This is a genomic window from Mesorhizobium sp. CAU 1732 (assembly GCF_039888675.1).
Lineage (GTDB): Bacteria > Pseudomonadota > Alphaproteobacteria > Rhizobiales > Rhizobiaceae > Aerobium.
Genome location: NZ_JBDQQR010000001.1, coordinates 2506482 through 2522880 on the forward strand (window position 1 = coordinate 2506482; position 16399 = coordinate 2522880).

Here is a 16399-nt window from a genome sequence, read left to right on the forward strand (position 1 = left end):
GGACCAGAGAGGCAAGGCATCATGCGCGTCATCTATCGTCAGCTCTTGCAAGGCCTGCTGGTCATCTGGATCGTGCTGTCCGCGACTTTCGTGCTGGTTCGTCTGAGCGGCGATCCGGTGGCCATCCTGCTCCCCGAAAATCCGCCGCAGGAAGCCATCGATCTGCTCCAGGCAAAGCTTGGCCTGGATCGACCCATTTACGTTCAATACGTCGATTTCCTGTCCTCCGCTTTGACCGGGGACATGGGGCAATCCTATTTTGAAGGGTCATCGGTCAGCGAGATCATCGGCCGGCATCTCGGCAACACGCTGCTGCTGGCCGGCGTGGCCTTCATCGCCTCAGCCCTGATTGCCATCCCGACCGGCATCTACGCGGCGGTCTATCCCGGATCGTTCGGCGACAGGCTGCTGCAGGTGACGGCGGTCGTGTTTTCATCGATACCGGCATTCTGGCTCGCCTTGCTTCTGGTCCAGTTCTTCGCGCTCTACATGAACTGGTTGCCGACATACGGAACGGGCACATGGCGGCACCTGGTGCTGCCGGCGGCGACGCTCACCCTGATCAGCATTCCCAGCCTCGCACGCCTGACGCGCTCGTCCTTGCTGGAGGTCCTGCCGCTGAACTACGTGCAGGCGTCGCGCGCCAAGGGCATGCCGGAGCGGCGTGTGGTCCTGCGCGTCGTCCTACGAAACGCGCTGGTCCCCATCATCACCCTGCTTACGCTGGAGATCGGTTCCCTGCTCGGCGGCGCCGTGGTCACCGAGACGGTATTTTCATGGCCGGGCATCGGGCACCTGACCGTCGTTTCCCTGCAACGTCGCGATTTTCCGATCGTGCAGGGCGTGGTCATCTACGTCTCGATCATCTTCGTGGTGATCACGATCGTGAACGAGTTGCTGATCAGGCTGGCCAGCCCCCGCCTGCGAGGTGACGCATGACCGCCGCGACCATGAGGCTCATCCGCGGCCGAAGCGTCATCGAGATCGTTGCCGGCACAGTCCTGCTTGCCGCTGTCATTGCAGCGCTCTTTGGCCCGTACCTCACGCCGTACAACACCGCGTTCATGAACCTGCGCGGCCGGCTGCTGCCTCCGGGCACGGAAGGGGCGCACGGCATCCACTGGCTGGGCACGGATGCGCTCGGGCGGGACATTCTCTCGCTCGTGATCCTCGGCAGCCGCCCCGCACTCCAGGTTTCGCTCTTCTCCGTCGGACTGGCAGCGGCTTTCGGCACCTTCTGCGGGACCTGGGCGGGCCTCGCCGGCGGCCGCATCGCATCGAGCCTGATCCTGCTCACGAACGTTCAACTGTCCTTCCCGTTCTTTCTGATCGCGGTGGCCATCATCGGTATGGTGGCGCCGTCGAGCACGCTGGTGATCGGCGTGATCGCTGTCGGCCTGTGGGTGCCTTTCGCGCGCATCAGCTACAACAGCGCGCGGGAGCTCGTGCAGCTCGATTTCATCGATGCCGTGAGGGTCATGCGCGGGTCCTATTTCAGGATCGTCGTCAGGCACCTCATTCCCAACGTGCTGCCCAACGTCATCATCGTGGCGACCTTCGCCCTGGCGAACGCGATCATCGCGGAAGCGGCCCTGAGTTTTCTCGGGCTGGGGATGCCCACCTTCTCTCCGACCTGGGGCCGCATGCTGAGCGAAGGCCGCGATTATGCGGCGACGTCATGGTGGCTCACCGTCTTTCCCGGCCTCGCCGTCTTTCTGCTGGTCCTGGCCATCAACATCATCGGGGAACAGCTTCGGACGACCCTCGATCCGCGTTCAAACTAGAAAAATGGGAGAAAAGAAATGCGAACGATCTTGACTGGCATGACGATGGCCCTTTGCCTGGGCGTGGCAATGAATGCGATCGCGACCGTCCCGAGCGCCGCTCAGGCGAAAGACGGCGCGATCACCGTTGCGCTCAGCGGCGGACTTGATCGGCTCGACCCTGCATTGACGTCCAACGGCACCGACCTCGTCATTCTCGGGCAGATCTATGACACGCTTCTGCGCATGGATCCGGACGGCACGTTGCAGCCGGCCGTCGCCAAATCCTATGAAGCGACGGGCGAAAACACATGGCGTTTCCATCTGCGCGACGACGTGAAATTCCAGGACGGAAGCAAGCTCACTGCGGCCGACGTCAAGTTTTCGATCGAGCGCATCCTCGACAAGAGCATGGCATCGACCCATGCGAGCCAGCTCAGCACGATCGAGAACGTCGTTGCCGTCGACGATTACACCATCGACCTGGTGACCAGAGGTCCCGACCCGCAATTGCCGAGACGCATGCAGGCCTATGGCGGAACCGGCCGGGTTTTCATCGTTTCGAAGAATTACGTCGAGTCCAACACGCCCGAGACGGTATCCGACAAGCCGATGGGCAGCGGACCCTACAAACTGGACGAATGGAGCAAGGGCCAGAAGATCGTCCTGTCGGAGAACGCCGACTACTGGGGCGATCATTCCGATGTCAAACTGGCGACCTTCACCTTCATCCCCGAAAACTCGACCCGGGTGAACGCACTTCTGCAAAAGGAAGTCGACCTCATCCAGCGGCTGCCGATCGCCGACATCGAGCGCGTCGAGGGCAGCGACAGCCTCCACGTCATCTGGACGCCGAACGGGCTGGTTCACAACATCAATCTGGATTGTCGCTCAGCGCCTTTCGATGACATCGAAGTCCGCAAGGCGTTCTCGGAAAGCCTCGATCTCGAGGGCATCGTCGAAAGTCTTCTCGGCGAATACGGACGTGTCCTCTCGGGACCTCTCCCGCCGCAGGTGGTGCAGTATGACGAGACGCTCGAGCCCCGCAAATACGATCCGGAAGCTGCGTTTGCGGTCGTCCAGGAGAAAGGGTTGGCACCCTTCAGCACCAACACGTCCGATGGCCGGTACATCGCGGACCGCGAAATCTATCAGGCCATCAACGCACAGGCCGGAGCCGTCGGCTTCCAGATTACCCCACGCGTGATGGAGTGGGGGCGGCTGATCAACATGATCATCAATGGCACGGCGGGCCCGCTCTACATCGTCGGCTGGGACTACAGCGAAAACGACGCCAGCAAGATGCATGCCTTCGGCAATTCTTCCCGCCCGACGGCGCTCTGCAAGGTGCCGGGCTACGACGAGGCCGCGAACAAGGCGATGACGGAACTCGACGACGAGAAACGCACTGCTTTGTGGCGTGAGGCGCAGCGCGCGATGAACGAGTCCTACATGATCGCCGGAACCTGGCAGGCCGCATCGATCTTCGGCGCTCGGAACGAGATCAAATGGGAAGCCAATTTCGGCGACAACATTTCCCTGTCGGACATAAAGATCGAACCCTGATGATCTCCGACACGATGGACGGCCGCCATAGCCAACCGGTGCTTCAGGTCAAAGACCTGAACGTACGATATGGCGGCCGTAGCGGAGATATTTCGATCCTGCAGGACGTTGACCTGGCTGTCATGCCAGGTCAGGTCACTGCGGTGGTCGGCGAATCCGGCTCCGGAAAATCGACGCTCGTCAAAAGCATCATGGGTCTTCTGCCGGCGAATGCCCGGCTGGAGGGTTCGATCGACCTGGCCGGCGTTCGCCTCGACAGCTTAAAGGGCGCGGCGCGGCGGAAGCTGAATGGCAGCCTCGTCTCCCTCATCAGCCAGGATGCGCTTAACTCCCTCAATCCATCGACGCCCGTCGGTTATCAGATCGCTGAAATGCTGATGGTGCATGAAGGGCGCTCCAAGGCGGACGCGATGGCGCAAGCAGTGGAGCTTCTGGCGCGAACGGGAATTCCCGACGCGGAAAAGCGCGCCCGTCTCTATCCGCATGAATTTTCCGGCGGAATGCGTCAGCGCGCCCTGATCGCGATGGCCATCTGCCTGCGTCCAAAGCTCCTGCTTGCCGACGAGCCGACCACAGCGCTCGATGCCACGGTGAAGCTGCAGGTCGTCAAACTCATCGAGGGCCTCCGGCGCGACCTTGGCCTCTCCGTTCTGCTGGTCACGCATGACATGGGAATCGTCGCCGCAATGGCCGACAACATGATCGTCATGTATGCCGGTCGCGCCGTGGAAAGCGGAGCCGTCGAAGACCTCTTCGCCAACCCCCGCCATCCCTATACCGCCGCCCTCATCCAGGCGGTTCCCAGCGTGAGCGTATGGAAGCAACGGCTGCGCAACATCCCGGGCGCTCCGCCTTCCCCGCCGTTTCCAGCGCACGGATGCGCGTTCGAGCCGCGATGCGGCCGGGCCATCGAACTGTGCGCTTCGCATGTCGACCACGTCGAGACCGGCGGCCGGACCGTCCGATGCAATGTCCCACTATAGGAAATCGGCATGAGCGTAGTTGAAAGCGAAGTGCCAGCAGACACCCGCACGATGCCCGTGCTCAGCGCCGAAGGCATAAGCAAAGTCTACGGAAAAGCGGGATTCCTGCAGCGCACCACGATGCTGAAAGCCGTGAGTGACGTGAATTTGAGCCTGGCACCGGGGCGCACGCTGGGGATCGTCGGCGAGTCCGGCTGCGGGAAGTCCACGCTCTCACGCATTCTTGTCGGCATTACCCCACCTACGTCAGGGCGCGTGCGGATCGATGGAAAAGACGTGTCCGCCGGCAGTCGGCGCGAGCAGCAGGAACGTCTGAGCGACATCCAGATGGTGTTCCAGTCCCCCGCCGGCTCGCTCGATCCGCGAATGCGCATAGACAAGATCATCGCGGAGCCCCTCGATATCCATCGGCCCGATCTGAGCCGTCAGGACAAGCGGCGCCTTGTCGAGGAGATGCTCCAGCGTGTCGGCCTGGATGTCGCCCATCTGACGCGCTATCCGCATGAACTCTCAGGCGGGCAGCAGCAGCGCGTCGGTATCGCGAGAGCCCTGATCACGAGCCCCAAGGTCGTGATTTGCGATGAAGCCGTTTCGGCTCTGGATGTTTCGGTTCAGGCCCAGATCATCAATCTCCTCCTCGAAATCCAGGAACAGACGCAGGTCGCCTATATCTTCATTTCTCATGACCTCAGCGTCATCGCTGCGATCGCCGACGAGATCGCCGTCATGTACATGGGCAAGGTGGTGGAGGAAGGGGCGGCGCAGACGGTCCTGTCGAAGCCTGCCCATCCCTATACCAGCCTCCTGCTCGACAGCGCATTCGTTCCAGACCCGCTGATCGAAAAACAGCGTGTTCGTGCGGCGGACGGCGAGGCAGCTCATGATCTCGAGCGGCCGGAGCAGGGCTGCCCGTTTCTGCCGCGCTGCGGCATCGCGCTGGCCAAATGCGCGAGCGTTTCGCCGGCGCTCGTCCCCACGCATCACGCCGACACCCGTGTCGCATGTCACAACTACGAGGCCAATGTGCGCCCTTGAACGGGCAAGGCATGGCGAAGCTGTATCGAGAATGAAAGGAATTGAGATGGGCGAGATCCTGGTCGATCAACGCGGAAAAGTCCTGGTCGTAACGATTGCGAATGAGCGAAAGCGCAACGCGCTCGACGTTTCCATGGAGAAGCCGTTTCACGACGCGCTTGTGGCAGCGGAAAACGACGATGGGATCCGGGCCGTGGTTATTACAGGCGCCGGCGACATCGCTTTTTGCAGCGGCCACGACCTCTCGGAAGTAGGCCGTCCCGGCGTCAAATTCATGAAGCCCGACCCGATGGGATATCCCGATCTCATGCGCAAGCCGGTCATCGCGGCGGTCAACGGACATTGCCACGCGGCGGGCCTGATGATGGCGCTTTGCTGCGATTTGCGCATTGCAAGCGAGAACGCCGTGTTCGGACAACCCGGCGCCCGCTTGGGTCAGTTGCCGATGGGCGGCCAGATCTGGCGGTTGCCGCAGGCGATGCCACGGGTCCGGGCGCTGGAGATGCTGCTCACCGCCCGGCATATGTCCGGTGCCGATGCATTCGAATGGGGGCTGGTGAGCAAGCTGGTCAAAAAGGGCGAGGCCCTCGCGGTTGCGATGGAACTCGCCGAAGCAATTGCGGACAATTCTCCCAATGCGGTTCAGGCGATAAAGGCCGGTCTCAAGCTGTACGAAAAGGACGGACGCGATGCGTTCAACCACTATGAAGCCGAAACGATGCGCGGCCTGATGGACAGTTCGGATCGCATCGAAGGGTCGAAGGCTTTCATGGAGAAGCGCGCGCCGACGTTCCGGTAGCTCCGATGACCGCGGGGGCGAAGCCGAGATAGTCGATGCCGGGCTGTAACTTCGATCGCTGAGCAACGCCCGTCGATCGAAGATGCGGATTGTTACCTCTCGGCTGAGAGTTCTGTCGAGACCAAGGTTCCATAGCCTCGGCGTGCTTGGTTACAGGGATGACCGCTTCAGCGCGCCCAAGGTCGAAAGCATCGCGGCGCCGGTGCGGATGCCCTTGATGAAGCAGTCGATGGTGAGGTTTTCGTTCGGCGCGTGGTTGGCCTCGTCGGCATTGGCGTAGGGCACGAAGAAGGCCGGGATGCCCAGTATCTTGGTATGGACGTAGTCCGGCCCGCTGGCGCCGAGAGCCGGGTAGAGCAGGGGCTCGACGCCGTGCGCCATTGCGATGCCCTGGCGGATGGCGTCCGCGTAGGGCGTATCGATCGCCGTCTTCGACGGCAGCATGCCGCCGCGTCTGATCAGTTCGACGTCCGGCGCGTGGCGGCGGACATGGTCGGCGACTTTTTCGTAGATGTCGTCGGGTGTCATTCCATCCACGAGACGCATGTCGCATTTGGCGATCGCTTCGCAGGGCAGAACGGTTTTGGACGCCGGTCCGTCATAGCCGCCGTGCAGGCCGTTGATGGTCAGCGTGGGATGGAACATCAGCCGGTCGTAGAAGGGCCGGTCCTTCGGCGCGTCGAGCTCGCTCAGCCCGAGATCCGCCATGAACTCGGGCAAATCCAGCGGCAGCTTCGCCGCGTTGACCCTGTCCGCATTGCTTGGCGGGATGACGTTGTCGAGAAGCCCGTCGATGGTGATCTCACCCTCCGCGTTCTTCATCGTGCCCAGCAGGTGAACCAGCTTCCAGATCGCGTTCGGCATGAGGCCGCCATAATTTCCCGAATGGGCATCGCGGCTGGCGGTCTTGGCCTTGAGGTCGAAGCTGAGGATGCCACGAACTCCGAACGTGATGATCGGCAAGCCTGAAATGTGAAGCGGGCCATCGGCGGTGATGACCAGATCCGCATTCAGCCGATCGCGGTGACGCTCGGCAAATTCGGCGATATGCGGGCTGCCGATTTCCTCTTCGCCTTCGAGAAGAACGATGAGGTTGCAGGGCAGGTCGCCATGAACGGCGAGCCAGGACTCGATCGCGAGCAACTGCGCGAAATGCTGGCCCTTGTTGTCGCCGACGCCGCGCGCATAAATGCGGCCGTCGCGGATGGTCGGCTCGAAGGGCGGGCTGTCCCAGAGCTCCAGCGGCTCCGGCGGCTGGACGTCGTAATGGCCGTAGAACATGACCGTCGGCACGTCCGGGCGATTGCCGCGCCGGCCGAGCACCATGGGATGACCCGACGTCGCGACGGCTTCAGCATCCATTCCGAGTTCACCCAGCATCTCGACCAGCATGCCGGCGACCTTCTCGATCCCGATATTGTGCGCGCTGATCGAGGGGTGCCTGACATAGTCCATCAGGCGATCGATGAAGGCGTCGTGGTTGGCGGCGATGTGGTCGAAAACCTGCGACAGGTGGTCGCTGGCGGAATGATTTTTCATGAAATGATGCGTCCCTGTGGATTCTTGGAATTTCATTGCCGGATCAGTCGGCTTAGACGCCGAAACTGCCGGAAAAAGGCGGAATCGGTACAGTTGCAAGGCTTTTTTGAGGCGTGTGGTGTCCCTTAAATCACGTGACCCCCAGCCAGAAAATATCTGAGGCACTGCGACATTTTAGGCCTGAAATGTTGAAATACATACCATTCGGTTGTCAATCCAACCGGCTTCTTCTAGCTTCGCTCGTAGGGGATAAGCTCAAGAAAATCAGGTCGCAAAACCTGGCGGGCGTATCAAGTTTTATCAATGAGAGGTTCTATGATGACGGTATTCACCCGACGACTGGGCTATGGCCTGCTTGTGTCCACCGCGTTGACTGTAGGCGCGTTCAGCGCCGCGTCCGCGCAGGAAAGAGTACCAGCGATCACGCTCGGCACCACCACGGAAGCCTACGATCCCATCCGGTACGAAGCAGCCTTCATCATCGCCGAAAAGTGGCGTGAGCTCGGTCTCGAAGTGAATGTCCAGCCGACGGAATTCTCGACGCTGCTCGGCCGTTTCTACGACCAGCAGGACTTCGACGCGACGATTATCGGCTGGTCCGGCCGTGTCGACCGCCTCGACCCGCAGTTCTTCCTCGGCACGCTTGATTCGCGCCAGAGCAATCCGGGCGGCAACAACCCCGGCGGCTACAGCAACCCCGAATATGACGCGCTGTTCGACGCGCAGGGCAAAGAGTTCGACATCACGAAGCGTCAGGAACTCGTGCATCAGGCGCAGGAAGCCTACGTGCCGGACGCTCCGGTGATCGTGCTGTTCTACCGCGACGAGGTCGTGGCCTATAACAACACCACGTTCGGCGAAATGAACGCCATGGCCGGCGAAGGCCTCTACAGCGAGTGGACGCCGATGCAGGCGCAGCCGCTGGGCGACCGCAAGACGCTGCGCATCGGCGGCCCGCAGGAGCCCGACAACATCAACCCGCTCGCCTCCACCTCGGTCTGGGGTTGGAAGTGGATGCGCCTGTACTACGACCGTCTGGTGCGCCTGTCGCCGGACGTCGAGCCGATCAACTGGATGGCCGAATCCGTCGAAGCCATCGACGACACCACCATCAACGTGACGCTGCGCGAAGGCCTGACGTTCCATGACGGCGAACCGGTGACGGCGGCGGACGTCGCGTTCACCTTCGGCTATTACCAGACGCAGGACTACTCCTACTTCAACGCCTATCTGGCGCCGGTCGAAACGGTCGAGGCGACCGGCGACCTGACCGTGCAGTTCAAGCTGAAGACGCCGTCGGCATCATTCGCCAACATCGCCCTGTCGCAGATCCCGATCCTGCCCAAGCACATCTGGGAAGGCATCGAGAATCCGGGCGACCTGACGCCCGAGCAACTGCCGACCGTGGGGTCGGGCCCGTTCAAGTTCGCGACCTACAACCGCGGCGAGATCATGTCGCTGGAGAAGAACGAGAACCATTTCCGCGCCGACGATGTCGCCGTGGATGGCGTCGAGTTCATCATCTATGCCGACATGGAAGGCGTGTTCACCGGCCTCCAGACCGGCGCGATCGACATGACCGCATGGCGCATGGAAGCCGGCCAGATTCCGCTCGCAGAGCAGGCCGACCACCTCAACGTTATCTCGGTTCCCGACTTCGGCTACTACCACCTGACCTACAACACCAAGCGCGAGCCGTTCGGCGATGCGGCAGTGCGCCGTGCGCTGACGCATGCGATGGACCGCGAACGGATGGTCAACGTGCTGCTCGACGGCCGCGGCGAAGTCGGCACCAGCGTGATCGCACCGATCAACGCCTTCTGGCACAACCCGTTCGTCGAGACCTTCGATTTCGACATGGACGTCGCCCGTGCCAAGCTTGAAGAGGCCGGCTACTCCTGGGATGCCGAAGGCAGGCTCGTAAAGTAGCAAGTCCGCAACGACCGAGCTCCTCCCCGTGGCCGCGCGCCATGGGGAGGAGCCTCTCTCTTTTCGCGGAAGCCAAAAGCCATGAACCGCCGAAACTACCTGATCCGCCGCGCCCTGCAGGCGCTGGCATCGCTTTTCATTATCGCGACGCTGCTGTTCTTCCTGTTCAGGATGGGACTGCCCGACCCGACCACGGCGCTTCTTGCCGAGGGGCTGAGCCCCGAACAGCGCGAGGCCGTGCGCCAGAGTTTCGGCCTCGACCAGCCGTTGTGGCGCCAATATGTGCTGTTCCTGCAAAATGCGGTGCAGGGCGATTTCGGCTTCTCGTTCCACTATCGCGCCCCCGTCGCAGACATCATCTGGGAGCGGCTCGGCAACACGATGGTGCTGATGGTTACCGCCATCGTCGTCGCCTACGTCATCGGCGTTCCGCTGGGCGCATGGCTGTCCTGGCGTCGCGGCACGCGTGCCGACACGGTCGGCATTTTCGCCGGTCTGATGTTCCGCTCCGCGCCGATGTTCTGGACCGGCATGATCGGGATCCTCGTCTTCGGCGTGATGCTGGGAATGCTGCCGACCAGCGGCATGCGAACGCTGCCGTATGAGTCGACAGGGTTCCTCGACAAGATCACGACGCTCGACTTTCTCTGGCATCTGACATTGCCGGCGCTCGTCGTGGCGCTCTATTACCTCGGCTCGCCGCTGCTGATCATGCGCAACACGATGCTGGAAGTGTATGGCGAGGACTTCATCGAGATGGCGCGCGCCAAGGGCCTGCCCGAACGGCGCATCCTCTACAACCACGCAGCGCGCAACGCGCTGCTGCCGGTCGTCACGCAGCTTGCCGTCACGATCGGCCTGGCAGCGGGCGGACAGGTGGTGGTGGAAGTGGTGTTCTCGTGGCCCGGACTGGGACGTGAAATTCTCAACGCCGTGCGCACCTCCGATTTTCCGCTTGCCCAAGCCAGCTTCCTCGTCATGGCCGCTTTCGTCATCACGCTGAACCTGCTGGTGGACATCCTCTATTCGACGCTTGATCCACGGGTGAGCTTCAAATGATCGTTCCATCGTTTATCCGGAGCGCCGCCAAGCCGCTGCGCCTCGTGCTGGCCGACAGGCTGGCGGTCATCGGCCTTGCCGTGCTGTCGGTCATCATCGCGATGGCCTTCGCCGCCCCGCTGCTTTCGCCCTTCGATCCGCGTGCCGTCAACGAAATCGAGGACGGTTCGGTGCTGGTGCGCACGCAGGATGGCGACGCCGGGATCGTCTGGCGGCTGGAAGACTCGCTCGGCCCGCTCGCCATTCAGGCCGCCGACGACGACAGCCTGGGCAACGGCATTGCCGTAGGCCGCGAAGGCAGCGCCTTCCGTTTTGCGGCAGGCCAAGGCTGGACGCCCATCGACACCGCTGTGGCGACCGACCTGAACGGCGTGGCGCTCGGCGACGACGGCCGTGCCATCGCGGTCGGAACCAACGGAACGATCCTGCTGCTCGACGGCGCATCGTCGCAGACGATCGACGCTCCTGCCTCCGCATCACTCAACGCCGTCACATGGATCGACGCGAACTCCGCCCTGATGGTTGGGGCCGGCGAGGAAATCTGGCGGCTCGACCTGACGCCGACGCCACAAATTACCGAGATCAAGAGCCCGGTCGGTCGCGGCTTCCCGCTTTTTGCGGTGGCACGCGATCATGACGGAACGGTGCTGGCGGTCGGCGACCGCGGGCTTGCGATCCGCTACGACCCTGCAAGCGGTGCAGCGACGATGGAACGGCTTGGCACCTCGCGCCAGTTGAACGGCCTGCATATCTCGGAAAACGGCCACGCACTCGCAGTCGGCGAGCGCGGCACCGCCATGAGCCGCATGGGCGCCGACGCGCGCTGGAGCGAAGACACGGTCGGTGAAATGCGCGCCATGCGCGCCGGCTGGATCGGCAACGACGGCCGCGCCGTGGCCGTGGGCCGCAACGGCATGATCGTGGAGCGGGAAGCAGGCAGCGCAGACTGGACGCGCTCGACTGCCGAAAGCGAGCGGCATTTCCGCGCCGTGATGGTTGCCGGCGACACGGTTTTCGCGCTCGGATCGGACCGGTTCGTCAATCGTCTGGCAGCACCCAGCGGCACGCACTGGTTCGGCACCGACCATCTTGGCCGCGACCTGTTCAGCCAGAATGTGCACGGCTCGCGCATCGCGCTGCTCGTCGGCTTCCTCGGCGCGCTGCTGGTGGTGCTGATCGGCACCAATGTCGGTCTCGTCGCGGGCTACTATCGCGGCCGCACGGAAACGGTCCTGATGCGCACCGTGGACGTGATGTACGGCATTCCGTTCGAGCCGTTCGCGCTGATCCTCGTGCTCCTGTTCGAACCGAGCCTGACCATCGTGATCCTCGCCGTTTCGCTGCTGACGTGGCGGACCGTGGCGCGGCTTATCCGCAGCCAAGTGCTGTCGCTGCGCGAACGGCCTTTCGTGAAGGCCGCGCGCGTGGCCGGCGCATCCGATCTGCGGATCATGTACCTGCACATCTTCCCGAACGTGATGCCGCTGGTGTTCCTCGAACTGGCGATCATCGTCGGCGTGTCGATCATTGCCGAAGCGACATTGTCGTTCCTGGGCCTTGGGCCGCCCCAGTCAATCTCGTGGGGCGGAATCCTCCACAACGCCCGGCTTTCCGGCGCATGGCGCACGGCCTGGTGGTGGAACCTGCCGCCCGGATTCTTCATCATGACTACGGTGCTTTCGGTGTTCTTCATCTCGCGTTCGCTTGAACTCATCGCCAATCCGCGACTGAGGGCACGCCAATGACCGAAACGCTTCTCAAGGTCACCGACCTTGCCATTCACTACCGGACGGGTGCTGGCCCGGTCCGGGCGGTCGATGGCATCGACTTCGACATCAAGCCCGGTGAATCGCTCGGGCTGGTGGGCGAATCCGGCTGCGGCAAGACCACTGCCGCCAAGGGCATGCTGCGCCTTTTGCCGCCGAACGGGGAAATTCCCAGCGGGCGGATTGAATTCGGCGGGCGCGATCTCGTGCCGCTGGACGAGGAATCCATGCGCCGCGTGCGCTGGAAGGACATCGCCTGGATCAGCCAGGCGGCGATGAACGCGCTCGACCCGGTCTACCGGGTCGGCGACCAGATCGTGGAGGCCATGCAGGCCCACATCACGATCGACAAGAAAGACGCGTGGGCGCATGGCGAGACGCTGTTTCGCGCCGTCGGCATCGACCCGTCGCGCCTGCATGCCTACCCGCACGAGATGTCGGGCGGCATGAAGCAGCGCGCCATCATCGCGATGGCGATGGCGCTGGGCCCCGCATTGGTGATCGCCGACGAGCCGACGACCGCGCTCGATGTGGTGACGCAGGCGCAGATCCTCGCTCGGCTCGGCCGGCTGCGGCGCGAGCGCGGCATGTCGTTGCTGTTCATCACGCACGACATCTCCGTGGTGGTGCAGACATGCGACCGCGTGGCGGTGATGTATGGCGGCAAGATCGTCGAGACCGGGCCGGTTCGCTCGGTGTTCCGCAACCCGGCGCATCCCTACACGATGGGCCTGACCAACGCGTTTCCGACGCTGGAAGGGGCGCAGCGCGAGCTGATCTCGATCCCCGGCACGCCGCCGAACCTGCTCGACCCGCCGACAGGCTGCCGCTTTGCCGCGCGCTGCCCGTTTGCCGAAGAGCGCTGCATCGCCGAAGCTCCTGTGTTCCACAAGGTCGATGCAGAGCACGCGACGGCCTGCCACTTCCCCGAAAAGGCGGAAGAGTTCCGCCACATCGCCGCACGCAACGATACGTGGGCGAAGGTCGGGCAGCGGCTCGGCGAGGAAGTCACGGCAGCGGCACCACGCACGCGATCGGACAGTGAAACGAACGTGTTCGAGGTGAAGGGGCTGAAGCGGCACTTCCCTGTTGCGGGCGGCTTCATGTCGTCTTTCTCCGGCAAGGAAGAGCGCAAGGTGCACGCGGTCGACGGCATCGACTTCGAGCTGCGGTCGGGCGAAATCCTCGGGCTTGCGGGCGAATCCGGTTCCGGCAAGACGACCACCGCCGAGATGCTGGTCAAGCTGCAGGAAGCCACCGAGGGCGAAATCCGCTTTGCCGGCACCGATGTCGCGCAACTGAAAGGCAAGGGCCTCAAGGCGTTCCGGCGCTCGGCGCAGATGGTGTTCCAGGACCCGTATCAGACGCTCAACCCGCGCTTCACCATCGCCGATATCGTCGGCGAGCCGCTGAAGATTCACGGGCTGGCGAAGGGTGACGCGCTCAAGCAGAAGGTGAACCAGGCGCTTGAACGTGCCGGGCTGAAGCCGGCCGAGACCTATCTCGAGCGCTACCCGCACGAGCTTTCGGGCGGGCAGCGCCAGCGTGTCGCGATTGCGCGCGCCATCGTGCTCGAACCGAGCTTCATCGTTGCCGACGAACCGGTGTCGATGCTGGACGTGTCGATCCGCGCCGGCGTGCTGAACCTGATGCGGCGCTTCCGCGACGAGCTTGGCATTTCGTTCGTCTATGTCAGCCACGATCTGCCGACGATCCGCTACGTCGCGGACCGCACGGCGATCATGTATCTCGGCGAGATCGTCGAGATGGGGCCGACCGAGGCGGTGATCTCGAAGCGCAAGCACCCGTATACGCAGCTTCTGCTCGACGCGAGCCCGGAGCCCGATCCGGAAATCGTCAAGCCGCCGCTGGAGGCCGCGGGCGAAATCCCGAGCGCCATCGAGCCGCCGAACGGGTGTCGTTTCCACACACGCTGCCCGCTGGCGACGCCGGAATGCGGCTGGGAAGGCCGGGACGTGAAGGCCGCCATCGACGCACGCGTCATCGAGGGCGTGGCGCCGGCACATCTCGGCAAGGCGAGCGTGGACGGGCTGGACATCGTCATCGACACGACCGGCGATGCGGATGCGGCGAGCGAGGAACTGGCCGCGATCATGTCGGGCCGCAGCCCGGCGCTGGCACAAATTGCCCGCGTGTCGAAGCTTGACGGCAAGCTGCATGTCGCCTTCGACGCGAAGTCACCGCCGAAAATGCGCAAGCTCGAAGACGGCCACAGCGTGGCCTGCGTTCTCTACGCTTGACGGAAGCGTCGGTTGGGGGCCGGTGCTCGGACCCCAGCTCATCGATCCGGCTGGGACGGCGCTGAGGCCGCGGACGACATCAACCCCGTCCAACGCGGCCGAAGTGATCGGGGCCGGCGCGCGTGCGTCGCGTCAGGATGCGGATACCGCCATCGCTGCCGCCCTGCCAAGACAAGGGCGGCGGTGACCCTCCCGTCACTGTCCCTTCAACTGAATCTCCCAACCGTTCACCCGATCACCCTTGCTGGGTTCGTAGGCGATGCTGTCCGCGACACCCCAGATGATGTGGTGGTTCCACAGGAAACAAGCCGCATCATCGCGCACGATCGCCTCCATTGCGTCGGCGAGCAAGTCCCGTCGCAGGTCAAGATCAAACTCGACGCGTTCGCGCTTGAGAAGCTCGTCGACCTGGGGATTGGAGTATTTGAGACGCGGCGACCCTCCCGTCTCGAAATACTGCGCGAGGGCCGGGGAGGGATCGAGCATGTTACCGCGGCCCATATAATAGAACTCGACATTGCCCGCCTGCACGCCGCTCCACAGAACCGGCCATTCAGGCGTCTGCAGTTGGGCGTTGATGCCGGCATCCTGCAGCATCGCGACGATCGCCTCGGAGATTTGCCTGTCCGACGTGTATCGGCCGACAGGCGTCTGAAGAACGAGCGGCGAGCCGTCATAACCAACCTCTTCGAGCAGGCGTCGTGTTCGATCGGGATCGAAAGGCTGCATCTCCTCGGCGCTTTCCCGATATCCCAGTTGGCCATCGGCAACCGCGCCGTTGAGCTTCGTCGCGTTGTCGCCCAGAAGCGCCGAAACGATGGCGTCCCGGTTGATCGCATGGCAGACGGCCTTGCGCATGCGCGCGTCGTCGAAGGGCGCCGACGTCGGCTGCATGGCGAGGAACATCATCTCGGCCGACGCGACCGTCTTGGCCGAGGCATTGCCGAGGCTGTCGACGCGGTCGCGCAATTGCGGCGGGATATTCTGCGCTAGCTGAATCTCGCCATTGGCCAGAGCCGTGACCCGCTGCTCGGGCTCGATCATGACACGGAAGATCATGCGACGCGGATTTTCCGTGCCGATGAGTGGGTGGTCGTCCACACGCTCCAGGACCATGTGGCTGTCCGCTTGAAGGTCGACCAACCTGTAGGGTCCGGCACCGTAGGGATGCAGCCGATCAGCGTCGCGCGCGCCGTGCTCGTCATGGATCGCCTTCGAGGTAATCTGGATCGTTGCCAGATAGTTCGGCAAGGTAGCGATCGGCTCGGTGGTGTGGATCCGCAAGGTGCGGTCATCCACGATCTCTACGCGGTCGATGTAATGCACCGATGCCTGCGAGACGCTGTCCGGGTCGGAGCGCGTGCGATCGATGGAATGCACGATGTCTTCCGACCTGAGGGGATCACCATTGTGGCGCAGCCAGTCGTCGCGCAGGCGCACGAGCCAGCTCTTTTCGCCATCTGGCCGGATGTCCTCGGCAAGGAATGGCACGAAGCGGCCTTCCTCGAAGTCCCAGCGCGTCAGACAGCCATACACCTGGCACCATGTCATGCCGACGAGCACGGCCGAGTTGGCGTAGGGGTTGTAGCCGGTGATGCCCTCGGTGATCGCGATCGAAATGTCCGAGGCGTTTGCGTTCGCGGCTCCCACGAGCATTGTCGATGCGAGAAGTGCGCTGGCGAATCCGGTTGCTTTCAAG

At 63.1% G+C, this 16399-nt stretch carries 12 protein-coding genes; 10 read left to right on the forward strand and 2 right to left on the reverse strand.

Annotated features, from left to right (window positions below; translation table 11 throughout):
• The first annotated feature begins 21 nt into the window (after window positions 1-21).
• Genes AAFN55_RS12275 through AAFN55_RS12300 form a run of 6 tightly spaced genes read left to right on the forward strand, consistent with a single transcriptional unit; the run spans window position 22 to window position 6146 of the window.
• Window positions 22-939, forward strand: coding sequence for an ABC transporter permease (locus tag AAFN55_RS12275; RefSeq protein WP_347799114.1), 918 nt, complete (start codon window positions 22-24; stop codon window positions 937-939).
• Window positions 936-1784, forward strand: coding sequence for an ABC transporter permease (locus AAFN55_RS12280; protein WP_347799115.1), 849 nt, complete (start codon window positions 936-938; stop codon window positions 1782-1784). The genes AAFN55_RS12275 and AAFN55_RS12280 overlap by 4 nt, the downstream gene beginning before the upstream one ends.
• 18 nt (window positions 1785-1802) lie before the next feature.
• Window positions 1803-3329, forward strand: coding sequence for an ABC transporter substrate-binding protein (locus tag AAFN55_RS12285; RefSeq protein ID WP_347799116.1), 1527 nt, complete (start codon window positions 1803-1805; stop codon window positions 3327-3329).
• Window positions 3329-4312 (forward strand): ABC transporter ATP-binding protein, encoded by a 984-nt coding sequence (locus AAFN55_RS12290; RefSeq protein WP_347799117.1) that lies wholly within the window; start codon window positions 3329-3331, stop codon window positions 4310-4312. The genes AAFN55_RS12285 and AAFN55_RS12290 overlap by 1 nt, the downstream gene beginning before the upstream one ends.
• A 9-nt stretch (window positions 4313-4321) precedes the next feature.
• Window positions 4322-5347, forward strand: a complete 1026-nt coding sequence (locus AAFN55_RS12295; protein WP_347799118.1) for an oligopeptide/dipeptide ABC transporter ATP-binding protein — start codon at window positions 4322-4324, stop codon at window positions 5345-5347.
• A 46-nt stretch (window positions 5348-5393) separates the two neighbouring features.
• Entirely contained in the window at window positions 5394-6146 is a 753-nt protein-coding gene (locus AAFN55_RS12300) for an enoyl-CoA hydratase/isomerase family protein (RefSeq protein ID WP_347799119.1), read from the forward strand.
• Between the two features lie 150 nt (window positions 6147-6296).
• On the opposite strand, the gene AAFN55_RS12305 is transcribed toward AAFN55_RS12300, so the two are convergent.
• A complete protein-coding gene (locus tag AAFN55_RS12305) occupies window positions 6297-7685 on the reverse strand; it encodes a M20/M25/M40 family metallo-hydrolase (RefSeq protein WP_347799120.1) in 1389 nt (462 codons plus the stop codon).
• A gap of 318 nt (window positions 7686-8003) precedes the next feature.
• Here AAFN55_RS12305 and AAFN55_RS12310 point away from each other — a divergent pair, with 318 nt between their 5' ends.
• From AAFN55_RS12310 to AAFN55_RS12325, 4 genes are all read left to right on the forward strand, one after another.
• The gene (locus tag AAFN55_RS12310; protein ID WP_347799121.1) at window positions 8004-9614 is read left to right on the forward strand and encodes an ABC transporter substrate-binding protein; all 1611 of its coding nucleotides are present in this window, start codon (window positions 8004-8006) and stop codon (window positions 9612-9614) included.
• 81 nt (window positions 9615-9695) lie between these two features.
• Window positions 9696-10673, forward strand: coding sequence for an ABC transporter permease (locus AAFN55_RS12315; protein WP_347799122.1), 978 nt, complete (start codon window positions 9696-9698; stop codon window positions 10671-10673).
• Complete coding sequence (locus AAFN55_RS12320; RefSeq protein WP_347799123.1) at window positions 10670-12418, forward strand: ABC transporter permease; 1749 nt, start codon at window positions 10670-10672, stop codon at window positions 12416-12418. The genes AAFN55_RS12315 and AAFN55_RS12320 overlap by 4 nt, the downstream gene beginning before the upstream one ends.
• A complete protein-coding gene (locus AAFN55_RS12325; protein ID WP_347799124.1) occupies window positions 12415-14700 on the forward strand; it encodes a dipeptide ABC transporter ATP-binding protein in 2286 nt (761 codons plus the stop codon). The genes AAFN55_RS12320 and AAFN55_RS12325 overlap by 4 nt, the downstream gene beginning before the upstream one ends.
• 195 nt (window positions 14701-14895) lie before the next feature.
• On the opposite strand, the gene AAFN55_RS12330 is transcribed toward AAFN55_RS12325, so the two are convergent.
• A complete protein-coding gene (locus AAFN55_RS12330) occupies window positions 14896-16398 on the reverse strand; it encodes an ABC transporter substrate-binding protein (RefSeq protein ID WP_347799125.1) in 1503 nt (500 codons plus the stop codon).
• Between the last annotated feature and the right edge of the window lies 1 nt (window position 16399).